The sequence below is a fragment of the Mesorhizobium sp. M0239 genome, assembly GCF_040321815.1.
Lineage (GTDB): Bacteria > Pseudomonadota > Alphaproteobacteria > Rhizobiales > Rhizobiaceae > Mesorhizobium.
Map to the genome: position 1 here is coordinate 33,058 of NZ_JAMYSG010000021.1, position 18,131 is coordinate 51,188.

The window sequence follows — 18,131 nt, forward strand, 5'->3', positions numbered from 1 at the left end:
CGTTGATTTGCGCGGAGGCAGTGGATGCCGGGATAGGCTGGTTTCTGGGACATTGACGAGCGATATGTCTGGCTGAGCGAGGCCGACGATCCGCTGGAGAAGCTGAATGCGGTGGTGCCGTGCGAGGTTTTCCACAAGCCGCTCGGCAAAGGCGCTGAAGCGCTCGATGGCGCGAACGGTGGCCGGCCGCCTCACGATCCGGTGATGATGTTCAAGATCATGGTTCTGCAGGCGCTCTACGGCCTGTCTGACCACCAGGCCGAGTTCCAGATCCAGGACCGACTATCCTTCATGCGCTTCCTCGGCTGGGTCTCGGAGACAGGGTGCCGGCCGCCAAGACGATCTGGCCGTTCCGGGAGCATCTCACATAGGCCGGCGCGGTAGAGAACCTGTTCGCCCGTTTAGAAAAGTGCGATGGGCGGGCAGATCATCGATGCCACCATCGTGGCGGCGCCCAAGCAGATCCCATGGGCAGGTGGATAGCGACCTGCTCTATGACAGAGTGGTCTCTCCACCACCCATATCTGGAACGGCCCTTAGGCAAGTCCATTTTTCAGACGGCTGAGCACGCGTGAACGGTGCGGTCATATGTTCGGCCTTTGAGCGCGGTCATGTAACCGCTTGCTCGATGAAGTCCCCGATGCGAGTGGCTGATCACTACGGCGAACGACAGGCCTTGCAGCACTCGGGTATGTTAAACCTGTTTGCCGGATCACGGATGGGACCATCCTTTTCGCCGGCGAAAATTTGAGCGAGGGATCTCTTCAGCGTCTCGGTCACGTCCTCGCCGATTGTGTTGAAGAAGTCGACTGATGACAGCGTGTTCGTTGGTCGCCATTTGAGGATGTTCGAAGGCCAGGCCCTCTCACGCCGGTTTCGGCACCGGCACTGGGATCAGCTTGGCCAGTTTCCGGAGGTTCTGGGCGGCGGCTGCCAGGTGGAACTCGTCTCGGGCGCCATTCGGTCCCCGTAATCGCAGGCGATCGAGTTTCAGGATACGTTTGATGTGCGCAAACAGCATCTCGACCTTCTTTCGCTCGCGGCGCGAGGTCACATAGGCGTCGGTGGCGGCGATATCACGGGCCATGTCGCGCGCGCCCTCGTGGATGGAGCGCAGGATCTTGCGGGCTGGAGCGTTCGGACAGCATCGAGGCTTGAGAGCGCAGGCGTCACAGTCGAGCTTGCTGGCGCGATAGCGCATGAAGCCCTCGTCGTCGACACACACGACTTCGACCACGACAACGCCTACAATGAGGTAGGCGAGATCGATCACCACGACGTCGATAATCGGTGCCAGGGCATTGGGCAGCGCATGCCACACATTGACCCGCCGCTGGCCGAACACCGACCCGCGCTAAAGCGCAGTGAGTGGCCCCAGCAGCAAGAACGGGGGTACAGAAAAGAAGGCCGCAACGCCTGCCAGAAACAAGGTACTGCCCAGCCGCTCACTATCAACTGTGAGACGGCACGCCCGTTTGCGAGAGAATGTCCGAGATCCCCTGTAAGCGATCCGCCGAGCCAGTGCACATACCTGATGAAGGGGCAGATCGAGCCCCAGTTCGTATCGCAAGGCCGCGACCGTTTCAGGGAGGGCGGACAGGCCCAGGATTTCGGCCGCCACGTCTCCGGCCTTGGCCAGGGGTTTTTGTCCTCGGGGTATCCCGCTTGTGGTTAGCCTTGGAAGATTTCCCAATTTTTTCCTCCGCCAATGATCATGGCACAAATGTTTTTGTATAGACAGACTAATAAAACAATCGTACCTTCGTCAGCTAGCGGACGGTCGTACAAACGAACAACTCGGGAAGGACCTTCGCTGGCATGCTCATCAAAGCGCTGCTGTTCTTCGCCCATAACAGCGGTGAGACACGGTGGGGTACAGGGAGATTTCAATGCAGCGAGCGGCAGCTGCGTTTCGCTCTATCGGCCTGTCGAAAGGCGGCTCACGATTTACGTGATCGGATCAACCAACAGCGACCCTGAGAAGTCGCTTATGAACGGGAGGAATTAACCATGAAGGATATCGTAGGCAATGTGAGCCGGCGGGCTTTCCTTAAGACAGGCGCCGCGCTCGGCGGGGGTCTCGTCGCCGGGATGCCCTTATCGCAAGCCATCTGGGCAGCGGAAGGCAAGGTGCTCAAGGCGCGCAGCTATGTGGACCTCGCCACGCTCGATCCCGGCTTCTACTCCGCTAGCGCCGAAATTGACGTTATGTACTGCTTATATTCCAAGCTCACGCACTACAAGGCAGGCTCCGAATGGGGCTGGGAATTGGAGGCGGCAGAAAGGATGGAACAGGTCGATCCTACTCATATCCGCTTCCATCTTAAGAAGGGCATCAGATTTACTGGCGGCCATGGCGAGATAACCGCCAAGGACGTCAAATTCTCCTTTGAGCGCGTGATCAAGCATAATTCGCCGATAAAGCCCGATTGGGGGCCGTTCGATCATGTCGAGATCGAGGATGACTATACTGGCGTGATCGTATTCAAGGCGCCGTTCGTGCCCGTCTGGAACGTCGCATTCCCCTATGGCGTTGGCCACATCGTTTCCGAGGATGCGGTGATGAAGGCAACCGGTGATGGCAGCACTTTCGGCCTGAAGCCGCCGGCTTTTTCCGGCCCCTACGTACTCGCCGACTGGAAGGCGAAGCAGTACACGCTTCTGACCCGTAACCCGGACTGGTCCGGCCCCAAGCCTGGGTTTGACGAAATCCGCATCATCCCCATTAGCGACGAGAAGACGGCGGAACGCGCGTATCAGGCAGGCGACGTTGATTTCACTCTTATTAGTCTGGATTCGCTTTCGACGTTCAAGAGCAATCCGCCAGCCGACACAAAGGTCGAGGAACATCCCTCGCTCTATTACTACTGGATCGGCATGAATATCGATCATCCGAAGCTGAAAGACATCAATGTCCGCAAGGCGATCCAGTGGGCGATCGATGTGCCGCAGATCCTCGATGCCGCGTTTGCGGGACAGGCGGAGGTTGCGACAGGCACCATTCCTCCAGGTATTGTGGGGCACCGCGACAAAGCGCTCGTTCCGCCCGAAGGTGATCTCGCGAAGGCGAAGGAGTTCCTGGAAGAGGCCGGTGTGAACGATCTGACCTTGACAATCGATTGCCTAAACGAAAGCCTTTTTTCGAGCATAGCCCAGACTGTGCAGGCGCAATTGTCGCAGATCGGCATCACGGTCCAGGTCAATGTCCAGGATTCCGGCTCATTTTGGACGCTCGGCATGGAATCGGAAGGCGATCGCTGGAAAGAGATGCAGCTCAGTCTCATGAGTTTCTCCAGTCTGCCCGATCCACATTACGCGACGTCCTTCTTCGTGCAGAATCAGGTGGGCGTGTGGAACTGGGAACGCTTCCGCAGCGAGCGTTTCGACGAGCTCAGCGCCAAGGGGGTCACCATCAACGACCCGAATGAGCGGGGCAACGTCTACCAAGAGATGCAGGACCTCATGGAGGAATCGGGCGCCTACCGGTTCCTGACCCATGGCGGAAATCCAGTCATGTATCGCACCACCCGCACGCAGGCCCCAACTCGTCCGGACGGGTACCCGCTGTTCCTCGAATTCAGGCCGGTTTAGGCTGGACGCAGGCCGACATGTGGCTCTACCTTGTGAAACGGGTCGTCCTCGCGGTCGCAATTATTGCGATCGCGGTGACGCTACTGTTCCTGATGATCAGGGCAGTGCCCGGCGATCCTGCCGCGGTTCTGCTCGGCCCGCGGGCGACGCTCGAAATGACGGCTCAGCTTCATCAGCAGATGGGGCTGGACAAGCCGCTCGTCGTGCAGATCGTCACGTTCTTTGGTGGGCTGCTTCATGGCAATCTCGGCTTTGACGTATTCAGCCAGCGACCTGTTGCCGACATTGTCTTCGAGCAATTGCCTTTTACATTAGAGCTGATTTTGATCTCGATCTCATGGGCGGTCGTGGCAGCCGTGCCGCTCGGCTGTTACTCGGCCATGCGGCGAAGCTCCGTGATCGACCAGGTGGCCGGCGTCGCCACGGTCGCCACGATCGCAATTCCTTCTTTTGTCGTGGCGATCTACGCGCTGCTGATCTTTGCCGTGACGCTGCGCTGGTTGCCAGCGATCGGAGCCGGCAATGGCGTCTGGGATGGACTTATCCATCTCATCCTCCCAGCTTTCGCCATGGGGATCGGCTGGGTGGGTTACATTTCTCGACTGGTACGGGCATCCATGCTTGAGGTTCTGGGCGAAAACCATATCCGCATGGCCCGCTCCTTCGGGATATCGGAATGGCGCATCGTTGCGCGCTACGCGCTGCCGCTCGCGATCCTGCCGACCGTGACCATACTCGGCGTAGGCATAGCCTGGCTTCTTTCGTCCGCGGTCTTTATCGAAGTGGTCTTTGCGAGACCTGGCATCGGCGCGTTGATCGTGAATGCCGTCAATACGCGCAACTATCCGATTGTGATGGGCGTCGTCCTCGTCACCACGTTCCTTATCGTTGCCGCCACCACGCTCTCTGATGTGGTCAACGCATTACTCGATCCGCGAACCCGGGAAAAGCTCTGACATGGTGAGCGTTGAAGCCATCCGTCCGGAAGCCAACCATGCCACGGCTGTCGGCGCCTTTCGCACCTTTTGGGGGCAATTTCGCAAAAACCGCCTGGGCATGTTCGGAGCAGTGCTTGTCATAATTATTGCAGTAACTGCGATCTTCGCTCCGCTAATTGTCACGCACGATCCGATCCGGATCATGGTTGGGCCACGTCTGGCCGCACCTTCACTGGACTTTCTGCTGGGGACGGACCAACTGGGCCGCGACACGTTTTCTCGCACCATCATGGGCGGCCGCATCCCGCTGCTCGTTGCTTTCGCCTCACTCGGCAGTTCACTGGCAGTTGGGCTGGTCCTTGGTTTGATCGCGGGCTTCGGTCCGCGCTGGCTCGACAATTTGCTTTTGCTTTTCTTCGATACGATTCGCTCCTTCCCAAGTATCATTTTCGCGCTGGCCATGATCGCGCTTCTGGGACCAAGCTTGGCGAGTGTCATTCTCGTCATCTCAATAACGTCCATGCCCATTTACGCGCGTGTCGTGCGTACCCAGACAGAAGCGCTTCGCAACAGTGAATATATTGCTGCGGAGCGCAGCATGGGCGCCGGCACAACGCGCATCCTTGCCGTGCATGTGCTCCCCAATGTCCTCGGCCCCCTTCTCATTCTCGTGAGCATGGACGTGCCCGCCGTCATCGCCGTAGAGGCGGGTCTCAGCTTTCTCGGCATGGGCGTGCGACCCCCGACACCCGATTGGGGAACTATCCTCAACGATGGCTATAGCTACATCGGTCAGACGCCCTGGCTTGTCATCGCCGGCGGCATTCCCATCGTCCTGGCGACGCTTGGCTTCACGTTCCTGGGCGAGGCGCTGCGCGACATATTCGATCCCAAGCTGCGGAAAGACCTATGAGACGCCACGATCTCACACAACATACGTCCCCCCGGCCACTTCTTGAGATCCGTGGCCTAAATCTCGATTTTGGCACGCCGCGCGGGCGCGTCCATGCGCTGCGTAATGTTTCTCTCGACGTCCCAGCCGCCCAGGTGATTGGCATAGTCGGCGAAAGCGGATCCGGAAAGTCGACGCTCGCGTATACAGTGATGGGCCTGCTTCCAGAAAACGCGGATGTCACAGCCGGCAGCATGCTGTTCGGAGGTCGAGACCTGCTCAAAATGCCCGCTCCAGCGCGTCGCAGCCTGCTCGGCGATCGTCTCTCGATGATCTTTCAGGACCCGATGACCGCACTCAATCCTGTGCGGACCATCGAGAGCCAGATGATCGACATCCAGCACCACGAACAGGGAAGTCGCAGCGAAAAGCGCGCTCGCGCCCTAGCAATGCTTCACCGGGTCGGAATCCCGGATCCGGAAAGCCGTATCCGCGCCTATCCGCATCACTTCTCCGGCGGCATGCGTCAGCGCGTTTGCATTGCCATGGCGCTTCTTGTGAAGCCAACGCTACTCGTCGCCGACGAGCCAACCACCGCGCTCGATGCAACACTGGAAGTGCAGATCATTCATTTGCTCAAGGATCTGCAAAAAGAAATTGGTTGCTCGATCCTCTTCGTCTCCCACCACCTCGGCGCGGTAGCTGAGTTGTGCGACCGGATCGTCGTCATGTATGCGGGCGAAGTAGTGGAGCAGGGCGCGGTTCGGGACATCTTCCACAATCCTGCTCACCCCTACACGCGCGCGCTGCTTGAGTGCGACCCGGGGCGAATCAAAAAAAGCACACGCACTTTGCCGACCATTCCCGGCGAGGTGCCCAGTCTCCTCGGCAGCAAGGTAGGATGTGTCTTCCGCACACGTTGCCGACATGCGTCCAATCGCTGTGTGCAAGAGAACCCGGTCGAGTACCGCATCGGCGTGGACCAAGTCGCCCGATGCCATCTCCTCGACAAAGAACGGCTGGTTTCGACATGACTGCGCTGCTTCGGGTTGAGGATCTGCGGGTCCGCTTCCGCACCATGGGTCCGCTGAAGGCGTTCGCAACCGGGACGAAAGCCCCTTTCATCGACGCAGTATGCGGTGTGTCCTTTGAAATCCGTAAGGGCGAGACACTTGCCCTTGTTGGTGAAAGCGGCTCCGGCAAATCGACTATCGCGCGCACGATCATCGGCTTGCAGCGGGCTGTGAGCGGCAGCATCAGCTTCGACGGACAGGAAATTGAGGAGCTAAGCGGGACGGAACGCAAGCCCTACCTGCGCCGCATGGCAATGATGTTCCAGGATCCGGTCGGCTCGCTTTCGCCAAGGCTGACCGTGCGATCATTGCTGACGGAGCCTTTCCGGATCCATGGGCTGAAGGAGCGCGATGCCGGAGGCGAAGCCGAGCGCCTGCTGCGCATGGTCGGCTTACCAACGGATTTTGCTCGCCGCTACCCCCATCAGCTTTCCGGAGGTCAGGCCAGGCGCGTTGGTATCGCGCGTGCTCTTGCGCTGAATCCGGACTTGATCATTGCCGATGAGCCGACCGCAGGCCTCGATGTCTCGGTGCAGGGCGAGGTGCTCAATCTTCTCGCGCGGCTTCAAGACGAGCTCGGCATGGCGATCCTGATCATCACGCACAATCTTAACGTTGTGCGCCACATGACCGATCGCATGGCGATCATGTATCTCGGCCGCTTTATAGAGGTCGGCTCGACCGAACGTATCTTTGAGCAACCACGCCATCCCTACACCGAGGCGCTGCTTGCAGCCAATCCCGAGCCTGACCCGGATGCGGTGCTCAATAGGATCGAGCTGAAAGGTGAAGTGCCGAGCTTGATGAACCGGCCAATCGGCTGCGAGTTCCACACCCGTTGTCGTTACGCGCAGGATATCTGCAGCGGCGTCTTCCCCGAACCTTCAACAAGCCCGGATGATACGGAGCACAGCTTCAGATGCCATTTCCCGCTAGAGCCCGAAATAGCGCCGTTGGCGCGGCCGCCGCTGTCTTCCGTGGAACGAACTCCATGATAACGGGTCGGCCGCCAGGAGCAACATTTTCCGAGTTTGCGATGTCCAGATTTTGCGAAGGCCTTGTCGGCATGAAACCCTTCCCTGAAGCGACAGAAATTTGCGCATACCTATAAAAAGGAGAGCGACATGAACTATGTGGAATCTGATGTTATTTGCGACGTAGCTTATGTGCCAATGAGAGATGGCACACGTGTCGCTTATGCTTCATACCGCCCTAAGGTCGGCCGACATCCGACCATCTTCACCTACAATTGCTACAACGCCGGTGCGCTACCATTCGAACAAGCGAAGCCACTTCTAGATGCTGGTTATGCTGTCCTCGGCGCAAACTGGCCCGCTACAGGGTGTTCGGAAGGTGTCGTCGACCACTGGTTTCCGAACCGCGTGGTGGGGGCTTATGGTGCGGAAGTCATCGAATGGATCGCTGAGCAGCCTTGGAGCGACGGCGGCGTGGGGATGGTGGGAAATTCCTATTCGGGATCGAGCCAACTCTGGGTCGCTGCAGAGAGGCCTCCTCACTTGAAAGCCATTGTGCCCACTGCGATCGTCGATGGTTTCGAAACTATGGGTTATATGGGTGGCATGCTGCAGCCATATTTGGCGACTTGGGAAGCCTATACCCAGAACATGCACCCGACCGGGAAGGAATGGCGGATCAGCCACGGCGATAGCGAATGCGCCAAGGTTCGCGGAAGTGCCCGGCAGATAGTCAAGAACCAATATTTCGACGTGATGCAAGTGCACAAGTTCAAAGATGCATGGTGGGACAGCGTCGATGTAACTCGTGCTGAGCTCGTCGGCCAAATCAGCGTACCAACAATGATCATAGGCGCGTGGCAGGACGAAGATGGCGGCGCCGCGAGAGAAGGCGCACGCATCTTCAGTCGATTGGTGCCTAACTTGCAACAAAAACGACTGCTTCTGACCAATGGTGACCACAGGACCGGATGTTTTTGGAGAGGCTACCCCTTCATCGTCGATGAACAGATTAAGTTTCTAGATCGCTGGGTCAAAGGTATCAGAAATGGTATCGAGAATGAACCAGCCGTAAAGGTATTTTGGGAAGTCAGCGCAGCCGATGGCGATCCGAAGAAGGCGGCTGCAGGTTGGACAACCTCCCACGCTACCTGGCCAGAACCTGCGGTGCGACGACGGCCCTATTTCCTGACGGCAGATGGGGGCCTTTCAATCGAACAAGCCTCCTCGAGCCCCAAGGAAGGCGTTCGTTCCTATCTCTATCCAACTGGAGTCGAGCTTACCGGCAGCGATAAACAATTTGCGCTTGTTCCTTATACGTACGGGGTACTAAACTATCGAACCGAGCCGTTAGCTGAGGACATGAATCTGCTCGGCAATCCCGAAATAACTCTGTTTCTTAGCATCGATAATGGAGATGATGTCGATGTAGCTATCACCCTGAAGGATGTCAGTCCTGATGGTGTTGTCCTTTTTCTGCAGTCTGGCCTGCATCGTGTATCCTTTCAGGAAATTGATGAAGCGCAGACTAACTCCGAAGAAGTTTTGCATACGTTTTCTAGGAGCGAAAAACTTAGGCCGGAAGAGATATATGAAGTGCGGATGTCTTTGCTCAGTCCATTTGCCCATGTTTTACGAAAGGGTCATAGTCTTGAGCTAACAATTGGGGCGCCCAACCCTATCCCGCACCACTTAATGGCGAGCATTCCAGCTGGCTCGCCCTGCATCAATCGGATTCAACATTCTGAAACGCATTCTTCCAGAATAACCCTGCCGATCCTCCCAGGTGCGATTGCGCAAGCGCCAGCGCCGGCAATCGGCACGCTTCTGAATCAACCAAGTCGCAAGGAAAGCAAATTCATTGCTGGAGGCCTCCAATCCATCAATCCGCATGAATTTTGATCCTGCCTAACACGCGAGTCCGATTTGGGATTCCGGTTGACCGGTGCGAATGCGAGTCTACCGCATGCGCACAAGGATTTTCTCCTACCTTTTCGCCAAGCGATCGCTGGCCTTCTCGTTAAATTAGGCACGCGCTACGCTGGCGTCTCGGATTCAGACGATTGCACCAATGTTCGGCCACGATCAGCTCTCCCTTACGCCACCTGCGCTGTGCGGTACCAGCAGCAGATTGTTCCTATTCGCCAAGTTTCGGAAATGGTGTGATGGACCAATCGATCAAGTCGACGGCACGCTGAAGTATCGCCTTGGTCTGCGCATGGGTAGGTGAAGCAGCGATAACATGTCCGATCGTGTCTCGGTGGTCGCCTTTCCTGACGATCGGCGTTTTGGGTTGGACGTAGAATTTGGCCTCGGCGACACCTGATACGGCAGCCGCTTGGCTGTCTCCACCGGTCCAATCGAGGACGCCGTCGCGGTCAGCAACCAGGAACCGCGCGGCCGCAGTGTGCGAAAGCCTTTTATGCAAATCGCATTCGTCACCGATGGCTAGCTTGATGTGTTCGGTGATTAGATCAACACCATAAGCCAGCTGAACCAATTGGGGATCGGGCGTGCCAGCCATACGCGGATTGACTTCAATGACGACTGGGCCACCCCTCGTCCACCGGAATTCAATGTTCGTTGGCCCCCAGCCGAGGTCAAGAGCTCGCAAACAGCTCAACGAGACATCAGCGATACGGTTATATTCCCCATCAGTCAAAAGGGCCGGATAAGTGAACTCGCGATAAACAAAATGTGGTGGAGGGCCGAAGTCACCGGCGCCAATCCCAATGACCTCACTTCCCATTATGTCAGCGGTATAGTAGGGGCCTTGTGCGAATTCCTCAACCAGTACCCTCGGCGAAGACCGCCATATGTACTTCCCGCCCAACAGATAGGCCGTATGTTCGGCGACCTCGTCGAAATTCCAGCACAATCGAACTCCAGTACTACCCCCGTCTACACTTGGCTTAAGAACCACGGGCAGGCCGATCTCCGCGGCAGATCTTTCAATGTCCCTCGCATCTGCTGCCAAGCGATAGGCAGGCATTGGAACACCGGCCTCCGCAAGGAGCTGACGTTGAGTAAATTTGTCTTGGCATCGCTCAATCGATGCGGCGTTCGGTCCCGGTAGATCGAAATGCCGGCAGAGCTTGCCGACTGTCGCATAGAACAGCGATCTGCCCATAATGCCAGCAATATCATAGGTCGCACGTATCCGGGAACATTCGCGGATCAGCGCATCGAGATCACTTGTATCGACGCGAATTGCCTCAGTCCCTTCTGTCACAAGGTAGTCGTCGCAAGTTGGATTAGCCGACAGGGTAATTGGATGAAGACCAAGACGCTGGGCCGCTTGGACGTATAGCTGACAACAACCCCATGGACCGCCTTCAACCAGGATGACTGCTCTTCTTCCCATTGCTGTTGACCTTCTGTTGCGAGCTGTGCGGCGGTCAGAGTTCAGATGGGCATCAGCTTTTTGGCCGTGCCCCCTGAGACTTGCGATGAAGGTACCCTTTTCGGCGCCCTGCGGTTGCAAAGATTCTGTGAATTTAGTTGAAAGGATTTGTTGCAACGTTTTGGTTGCCGGCGGTGTGGCATGCAGCCAAGAATGGCGGAGCCTTCACGCCGTTGAAGGAGAAATGCTTGGATCGGGCCACACCCGCATCTATGGAACTGCCGGCACGGCTGGGACGCATGATTGCCGCCGGCGGCTCCCGAAAGTGCTTACCCGAATTCCATCCATTGAACCCACTGAGCCGCTGTTAGATACCGTATGTCCGCCTCTGTCGGTGAGGTGGCTCGCCCTACACTGCGCGTCCGAGGGTTGCTCGGGCGGGCCGAGCCGATCCTCATCACAGGAGGACGAGCCGTGGCAGATTATAGGGAAGCATTTGTCGGAATCGATGTCGCAAAGCTGAGGAACGCCATCGCGATTTCGGACGCTGGCCGGGAAGGAGAGGTTCGCGTCTTCGGCGAGGTCGACGCAATTGAATGAGAGCATGCGCCGAGTTATCCGGCGGATCGCCACCAACTTCGATCGGGTGCATTTCTGCTACTAGGCCGGCCCAACCGGCTACGGTCTCTATCGGCTGATCCGATCGCTCGGCCATGAATGCATGGTGGTCGCCCCATCGCTGATCCCAAGGAAGCCCGGCGATCGGGTGAAGACGAACCGCCGGGATGCTCTTGCGTTGGCTCGACTGCCTGCGCGCCAGCGAACTGACGGCAGTGTGGGTCCCTGATGAAGGTCACGAAGCCATGCGTGATCTCGTCCGCGCCCGGGCGGCCGCAGTCGAGACGCTTCGCGTCCACCGGCAGCATGTGAGCGCCTTCATGCTCAAGCACGGGCGTATCTATCCTCGCAGGAAGGGCTGGTCAATGCGCTATCTGAGCTGGCTGCAGGAGCAATCGTTCGAACACCCGGCGCATCAGATCGCGCTTCAGGAAATGGTCGAAGCAGTCCGCGTCTCGAAAGAGCGAGTGGAGCGAATTGGGGGTGTGATCGAGGAGTTCGTTGCGACCTGGTCCCTGGCGCCGATCGTGCGGGCGCTGCAGACCCTGAGGGGAGTAGACTGATCGTTGCCGTGACATTCGCCATCGAGGTTGGCGACGTACAGCGGTTCGAGAGCCCGCGCCAGCTCATGGGTTATCTTGGCCTCGTTCCCGGCGAACGATCGACGGGCGAGACAGTCAGACGGAGCGGCATCACCAAGGCGGGGAACGGCCGCGTTCGCCATATGCTGGTCGAGAGTGCATGGACCTACCGGCATCCGCCCAAAGTCGGCAAGACGAAGCTGTACCGGCTGGAACAAGCACCACCGAAGGTGCACGAGATCGCATGGAAGGCTCAAACACGGCTGACCGCCCGCCATCGAATGTCGAGCGGACGAGGCAAGAGGACAACGGTGGTGTGCACAGCGATCGCCCCTGAACTGGCCGGCTTCATGTGGGCCGTTGCAAGGGAGGCCCAGGCGATCAGGTCGTAGACCTGCGACGGCTTTCATCTCGCGCATAGGCGGAGGCGGGACCCGGCAGGGGAAATGCCCGTCAAACGCTTTGTGGCCGGCAATATGGCCGACGCCCGCAGTAAGATAGGAACAGCCCCGGACGCACAATCGGGAATGCGGTAGCCAACCCGCGCATCAGAGCTGGATCACCGACGTCCTTCAGTTCCGCCTCCACCCATGCGCGATCATCAGAATGAGCAGCCGTTCCTCGGAACGGGCGACCTCCTGCGTTCCAAACCTTGACAGCGGACATCAGAGCGGTTTTTCCGGACCACCTTTCGGGAGTGGTCGCGATCTGTGAGGTTGCCGATCCTGTATTGGGATTGGAGATCGGCTTGTGTCTGGACTTGACCTTACGCTTGACCCGGATCGGCAACCTCGCCGGCTTGATGAATCTATTGAAAAGACGCTCTGCCACATCAGCGACGACGCGCTCACCCGCTGTCAACGTTTCGTACCATTGTTTCTTCGCCGCAGCTCGCTGTTTTGCCTGCCTCATTGCCTCAAAGAACTCCCCATCCTCTATACCGTCACTGCCCGTCATTTCGCGGAAACCAAGCTCGCTCACGAGATCGAGGCGCCCCGCGTCACCTTAGCTGCTTTCGCAATCATTACAGTCGAAACGATCGGACGCGAGAACAAGCTCCGGAATATCGGGAAAGCTGCTCGACGACCGGCGATTCCTCAGGCGGCGCTCCATTTGATCCTTTGCCTGGTCGAGACGGCCGAGTTCTAGATTCCGGCTTCTGCGGCTGTCGGCGAATCGAAACCATCTCCACCGGCTCAAACCGCAGCCGATATACATCCATGCCACACTGCAGCTCGATGTCTGCCATATGCGGCGCGCCGTAGCCCAGCCAGGAGGCGGAGCGACCTGAAGCCTTCCAGGAGATGTTGCTCGCTTTCCCAGATGTAGATGCCGGTCTGGCCCCGACGCTTGATTCCAGCCGGGGGAATTGCTCATGCGAACCTGAGACGGCATATTCCGTCAGCTTATTATCGGTTTGTCGGTTGACCTACGGCACAAGATAGAACTGCGGAATATCGTGGTGCTTCACGAACGCCTACCAGCCCACTTTCCCCTTATTCTGGATGAGGTTCTGTGCTTTTGCCGCCAGCATCGCTGTCTTCTCATCAATTAGCTCGGCCAGTGCGTCCTCCAGCAGCTCAAAGCAATCCAGCAGCGCCTGCGTGTCCGATTGCCCTTCATGGCTGCCGTAGTTCCCCACGTGCCGTAGGGCATTGAGCGCGTCCTTGTGGCCGGGCTTCATTTTGTCGAACTCCTCGATGCGTTCTGAAAGATCAAGGGTGTGATTCTTCGTCTTGTTGCCCTTGCCCTTTAGCGGCACCTGAAAGTGGTCCATCAGCCGCTCCACGAAGATACGCAGGCGGTTGGCAGCAGCAGCCTTATCCAGCCAGTACAGCTCAAAGGCCTTCTTCAACTGCGATGCACCCTCAGGCGGCAGCTTCTTGGAAACGGGTATGATGTGGGGAGCCGGACGCACGAAAGCGCAAACCAGCGTGCTTTCCCAATACTGACGGTGATGCTCGCAATCCTCTTGCAGCCATGCAGCGCGGTTGCCGCCAACGGCCACAACCTCACCGCATGACGGGGTTTCGCACTTCATCAGGGCCACGAACTGCTCCACCGTCCAGTCCGGCTCGGAATCAGGATGGTTCTGTTCTTCCTTGGAATACTCGGTCTCTTCGACGCGAGGAAAACCCGGCATCGTATGCAACGAGCCCTTCTGGCAGTGCGGACACGTCCACTTTGGCAGTGAGGAAAAACCCGTCTCCCACAAATCCCGGTTCATTCCGCCTTTTCCCTGAAACCCGGAGACGACAGTTACCGCGAGTCGGGTTTACTAACCAGCGGTTATCGTCCTGGAAGCGAGCGAGCCTAGCGTCGACTTGCGCAAGCCTGGTGCCAAGACGACCCTTGATGTCCTCTTGGACGAGTGCGACTTGTCCGACGCTCTCGAGATTTTCTCGCTGAATGCGCCGTAGTCCGGGTCGAACTGCTTCGGGCGACGGCGTCTTCACTGATCCGCTCCTTAGTGCGTTCCAGCCCCAAACATAGATCAAGATTGATCGGCCGTTCGCCTTCTGCTCAACGGCGAGCTGCCTCGCCAGCTCCTGAAGGGCAACACGTCAGGGGCAGTGGTGACGATGAAATACTCTTTGAGCTCCGGCCTGAATGTCAGAGCCTTGCGAACTTCGTCGCGTATGTCATCCTCCGTCAGACTTTGTCCATCGCCCTTCAGCTTGCACTGAATGCCGACATGACGTGCCGGATCTTGCGTACGCCAAACAGATCGACACCATTTTGACGCTGGCCACGCCGCGCCTGCCGTTCCTCTGATCGCAGAGCAAACCTCGACATAGCGCGACAGAGGCACGCTCGAACGCCTGTTCGTCAGCGGGCTTCGGAATTTGGGTGGCGGCCAGGAGCGACATGATGCTCAATCGCGAGTGCGATGTTGCCTGCCAACAACTTTTCCTTGCTGAGCAGCACGGCATCCTCCAACGCCTCAAAGTCGGGCAGGTCGCGCAGCGTGTCGAGACCGAAAAACAGCCGGCGCAGACCGCGGTCGCTCATGCCGGCGATCTTTCGGATGCGACGGTCGCGTCGTCGGACAGCAGTTTTTCGACGACAATGTCCGCCGCCTTGGCCCTGAGTTTTGGCGCAATGGCAAGCAGCCGATCGGCGCGGCCCTCGAGCTCGGCGAAAAGATCGATGACGCGCGCCTGCGCGGCAAGCAGACTTTTGGCACGCTCAGGATTTGTCTCAATGTCTGTCGCCGCAGAGCCGGCTGCCGATCGGCGCGGGCGGGCGCTTGCGCCCAAGGCCGCTTCAGCGCCCAGCAGCGGCACCGCGTGTGCCCAGCCCAGCCGCTGCGCCAGCAGGGCGTCGGCGAGCCAGCAACCGAAGGCTCGTGCGAAACCATATCTTTCGGCCGCCGTGAACGCGCCGGTCAGCATGCCGACCATTCCGATACCTGCGGAAAGCTGTCGAAGATCGTCCGCCAGGTCGCTGACCACCTCGTCGTCGCGGCGGAGACCGAGGTCATCCAGCACCGCGCCGATGCTCGCCTCGGTCAGCAGTTTCTCGGCAGGCGTGCCGGCCAGCCGGCGCCTGGCAATCAGCAAAAGACCGGCGGGCCCGACATTGTCGCCGGGCCTTGTGAGCAGCACGGCATTGCGCAGCGCGCCTTCATTCTCGACGCGGCCGGCTTGCCGTGCCGTCACCGCAGCCGCCGCAAGCGCGAGGCGTTGCCGCCAGGCTCCAGCCCACCGCTCCTGCCGGCGGACCACCGCATCGAGCGCGCCGATGGTGGCGCCTGCGGTGAGCGCGACGTCCTCAACATCTTTTGCCGTAAGGCTTTGCGCATCCGCGATGGCCCGGCGCAGCCAGGCCGGCACCGTTGCCATCGGCGCCGTCGAAGGAGCACCGGCAAGGGTGCCATGGTGGCGTGGAGAGGGTTTGGGACGCAGAATCATTGAAAACGCGATGAATCATGGCGGCGCTTTTGGCAAGCATATCTGCCACAGACGCTTTCAACCCTGCGGGCGCAAGTCTGTCACCGGCCGGTAGAAGATCACACGCACCGACGGAGCAAGCTGGTTGAGGTAGTCGAAATCCCGAACATTGCCGGTCAGGACCGTCGCGCCCAGCAGACCGGCCTGGTGAAAGATCAGCGCATCGTTGAGGAAGCGGCGTTCATGCCCTTCCCCTTTCGGCAGGCGGCTTAGCCGGAACAGCAGGCCGGCAAGCATGCCGGCGCGTCCCCAGACGGTGGCGTCGGGTGCATGCAGCCGGTGCGCTGGAATATCTTCGATCGTGTCCGCACCCACTTTAAGGACCGACTTCGTCGTGGGATGGCCCGGATCGAGCCGGCCGAACAAATGGCTGAGCTCGGCAAGGCAGACCGCCGAGTGCTGACAGAGCCGATAGGTCAAAAGGTCATCGACCATTTCAGGCGTGCGCCCCTGCAGGACATCCAGATAGACGCTCGTGTCGAGAAGCAATGCACCGCCGACAGGCGGCTGATCACCTGCCCAGGACAGAGCGGAATCCGGCCGCCGTTCCAGCCCCCCGGCACGCCGCTGTGGTTTGAGGGAACGCAGTGCGCTCCTGAGATCAAACGCCAAGATCAATGTCCGCGGAGATGCTGCCCTTGCGGCGGACGAGCCGGGCGCCAAAATCGTCCTCGAGGGCTAGTCGCGACAAGGCGAGCTCCAGCAGTTCGGTGTCGGAACTCACATGAGCGCGCTTCTTTGCCGCCTCGATCAATTCCGACGGCACCCTCCCGGAAAGGCGTGTGTTCTTGGCCGCGCCGAGAAGGCCGACCGCCCTCGCCTGCTCAAGCACCAGACGGTTCCGGGTGTGGGCGATCCGCTCCTCGCTTTCGGCTGCCGTTGCGCCACGTACGCTCATCTTGGGTTCTCCTGTTGAACGAAACATAAGGGATGTTGAACATGAAGGCAAGGATCGGCACTGAGAAAGAGGGCCCTAGGAGGGTCAACACTGGATCGGAGATGGTCCGTCGCCCAGTCATGCTATAGCACGACCCAGCGTGTGGTCGTACGCGACCGGCGCAAATCTCGGGAGCTATTGGTCAAGCACCTCGCGGTGGACAATTGGGCGCTTTGGTCGCACGTTGGGGCTCTAAGAATCGCACCGCTGTGACATTCAAATGATCGAGAGTTTCGATGGGCAGTCCCAGTAATTTCATGACGCCCATGGACGCGGTCGACACCAGCGACCTGCCTGACATTGTCGACGTCGTCATGGAAATGGGGCACCCGGATGAGGCTCCCTCCCCTCCCACGCAGGTCCTCGACTCGCGACAAGCATCACTGCCTGCCCATCTCGAAAAGCTGGCCGACCGCGCGCGATTTTTTGCGCCTGGTGCCGGCGCCAAGCGTTTGATCCGCTGCCGCCAGATCCACAAGTCGTCGGCCTCTACATCACGGCCCAGGCCTCAGGATCGGAACGGGACAAAAAGTCTGTGTCGACCATTGAGCGCCGCCTGTCGTCGCTGACCTGGAACTATACGCAACGCGGTCAACCGCTCGACCGGAAGGACCGGCATATCGCCACCGTGCTCGCCGGTATCCGCAATAAACACGCCTCCCCTCCCCGTCAAAAGGAAGCCATCCTGCGCGACGATCTTGTCGCCATGCTGGAAACGCTCGATCGAGGCACGCTGCGCGGTCTGCGCGGCCGCGCCATTTTGCTTTTGGGCTTCGCCGGCGGCTTGCGCCGCTCCGAAATCGTGGGCCTCGATGTTGCGCGCGATCAAACCGAGGACGGGTGCGGCTGGATTGAATTTTTCCCGGACAAGGGCGTGCTGGTTACGCTGCGAGGCAAGACCGGCTGGCGCGAGGTCGAGATTGGCCGCGGCTCGTCCGATGCCACCTGACCGGTCGTCGCCCTGCAGACCTGGCTGAAGCTGGCCCGCATCGCGCATGGCCCCCTCTTCCGCCGCGTCACGGGGCAGGGCAAAGCTGTGGGCGCCGAGCGGCTCAACGATCAGGAGGTGGCGCGGCTGGTCAAACGCGCGGCCTTGGCCGCCGGCGTGCGCGGTGATCTTTCCGAGGGCGAGCGCGGCCAAAGTTTTCGGGCCACTCGCTGCGTGCCGGCCTCGCCGTACTCTGCCGAGGTTGACGAGCGCCCCCCAGCCGCAGGTGACTCTGGATGCGCC

General features: G+C 59.1%; 11 protein-coding genes and 7 pseudogenes. 10 read left to right on the plus strand and 8 right to left on the minus strand.

Going from position 1 to position 18,131, the window contains the following annotated elements; genetic code table 11:
- Positions 1–51: 51 nt before the first annotated feature.
- Positions 52–462 (plus strand): annotated as a pseudogene (locus tag NKI99_RS21880) (transposase); the annotation flags it as partial.
- Between the two features lie 403 nt (positions 463–865).
- Here NKI99_RS21880 and NKI99_RS21885 read toward each other — a convergent pair.
- Positions 866–1,210, minus strand: a pseudogene (locus NKI99_RS21885) (transposase); the annotation flags it as partial.
- Positions 1,211–1,216: 6 nt separating this feature from the next.
- Positions 1,217–1,330, minus strand: a pseudogene (locus NKI99_RS33855) (ABC transporter permease); the annotation flags it as partial.
- A 680-nt stretch (positions 1,331–2,010) separates the two neighbouring features.
- Between NKI99_RS33855 and NKI99_RS21890 the strand changes: the two are divergent.
- From NKI99_RS21890 to NKI99_RS21915, 6 genes are all read left to right on the plus strand, one after another.
- Positions 2,011–3,591 (plus strand): ABC transporter substrate-binding protein, encoded by a 1,581-nt coding sequence (locus NKI99_RS21890; RefSeq protein WP_352611916.1) that lies wholly within the window; start codon positions 2,011–2,013, stop codon positions 3,589–3,591.
- Positions 3,592–3,608: 17 nt separating this feature from the next.
- Complete coding sequence (locus tag NKI99_RS21895; protein ID WP_352611917.1) at positions 3,609–4,547, plus strand: ABC transporter permease; 939 nt, start codon at positions 3,609–3,611, stop codon at positions 4,545–4,547.
- Position 4,548: 1 nt separating this feature from the next.
- Positions 4,549–5,442, plus strand: coding sequence for an ABC transporter permease (locus tag NKI99_RS21900; protein ID WP_352611918.1), 894 nt, complete (start codon positions 4,549–4,551; stop codon positions 5,440–5,442).
- Complete coding sequence (locus tag NKI99_RS21905; RefSeq protein WP_352611919.1) at positions 5,439–6,455, plus strand: ABC transporter ATP-binding protein; 1,017 nt, start codon at positions 5,439–5,441, stop codon at positions 6,453–6,455. Before NKI99_RS21900 ends, NKI99_RS21905 begins: the two co-directional genes overlap by 4 nt.
- Positions 6,452–7,489 carry an ABC transporter ATP-binding protein gene (locus tag NKI99_RS21910; RefSeq protein ID WP_352611920.1) on the plus strand — a complete coding sequence of 346 codons (1,038 nt, stop codon included), beginning with the start codon at positions 6,452–6,454 and terminating at the stop codon, positions 7,487–7,489. Before NKI99_RS21905 ends, NKI99_RS21910 begins: the two co-directional genes overlap by 4 nt.
- Positions 7,490–7,618: 129 nt before the next feature.
- The gene (locus NKI99_RS21915) at positions 7,619–9,370 is read left to right on the plus strand and encodes a CocE/NonD family hydrolase (protein WP_352611921.1); all 1,752 of its coding nucleotides are present in this window, start codon (positions 7,619–7,621) and stop codon (positions 9,368–9,370) included.
- A gap of 235 nt (positions 9,371–9,605) precedes the next feature.
- Here NKI99_RS21915 and NKI99_RS21920 read toward each other — a convergent pair whose 3' ends face one another.
- Complete coding sequence (locus NKI99_RS21920; protein ID WP_352611978.1) at positions 9,606–10,832, minus strand: ATP-grasp domain-containing protein; 1,227 nt, start codon at positions 10,830–10,832, stop codon at positions 9,606–9,608.
- 453 nt (positions 10,833–11,285) lie between these two features.
- Between NKI99_RS21920 and NKI99_RS21925 the strand changes: the two are divergent.
- Positions 11,286–12,402: pseudogene (locus tag NKI99_RS21925) on the plus strand (IS110 family RNA-guided transposase).
- Positions 12,403–12,760: 358 nt separating this feature from the next.
- Positions 12,761–13,159, plus strand: coding sequence for a hypothetical protein (locus NKI99_RS21930; RefSeq protein ID WP_352611922.1), 399 nt, complete (start codon positions 12,761–12,763; stop codon positions 13,157–13,159).
- 328 nt (positions 13,160–13,487) lie between these two features.
- On the opposite strand, the gene NKI99_RS21935 is transcribed toward NKI99_RS21930, so the two are convergent.
- From NKI99_RS21935 to NKI99_RS21955, 5 genes and pseudogenes are all read right to left on the minus strand, one after another.
- The gene (locus NKI99_RS21935; protein ID WP_352611923.1) at positions 13,488–14,237 is read right to left on the minus strand and encodes a DUF8608 domain-containing protein; all 750 of its coding nucleotides are present in this window, start codon (positions 14,235–14,237) and stop codon (positions 13,488–13,490) included.
- A 602-nt stretch (positions 14,238–14,839) separates the two neighbouring features.
- Positions 14,840–14,998, minus strand: a pseudogene (locus tag NKI99_RS21940) (SMC-Scp complex subunit ScpB); the annotation flags it as partial.
- Positions 14,993–15,855: pseudogene (locus tag NKI99_RS21945) on the minus strand (DUF1403 family protein); the annotation flags it as partial. The pseudogenes NKI99_RS21945 and NKI99_RS21940, both read right to left, overlap by 6 nt.
- A 126-nt stretch (positions 15,856–15,981) precedes the next feature.
- Positions 15,982–16,575, minus strand: coding sequence for a type II toxin-antitoxin system VapC family toxin (locus tag NKI99_RS21950; RefSeq protein ID WP_352611924.1), 594 nt, complete (start codon positions 16,573–16,575; stop codon positions 15,982–15,984).
- The gene (locus NKI99_RS21955) at positions 16,565–16,861 is read right to left on the minus strand and encodes a hypothetical protein (RefSeq protein ID WP_352611925.1); all 297 of its coding nucleotides are present in this window, start codon (positions 16,859–16,861) and stop codon (positions 16,565–16,567) included. Before NKI99_RS21955 ends, NKI99_RS21950 begins: the two co-directional genes overlap by 11 nt.
- Positions 16,862–17,157: 296 nt before the next feature.
- On the opposite strand from NKI99_RS21955, the pseudogene NKI99_RS21960 reads away from it, so the two are divergent.
- Positions 17,158–18,101 (plus strand): annotated as a pseudogene (locus NKI99_RS21960) (tyrosine-type recombinase/integrase); the annotation flags it as partial.
- Between the last annotated feature and the right edge of the window lie 30 nt (positions 18,102–18,131).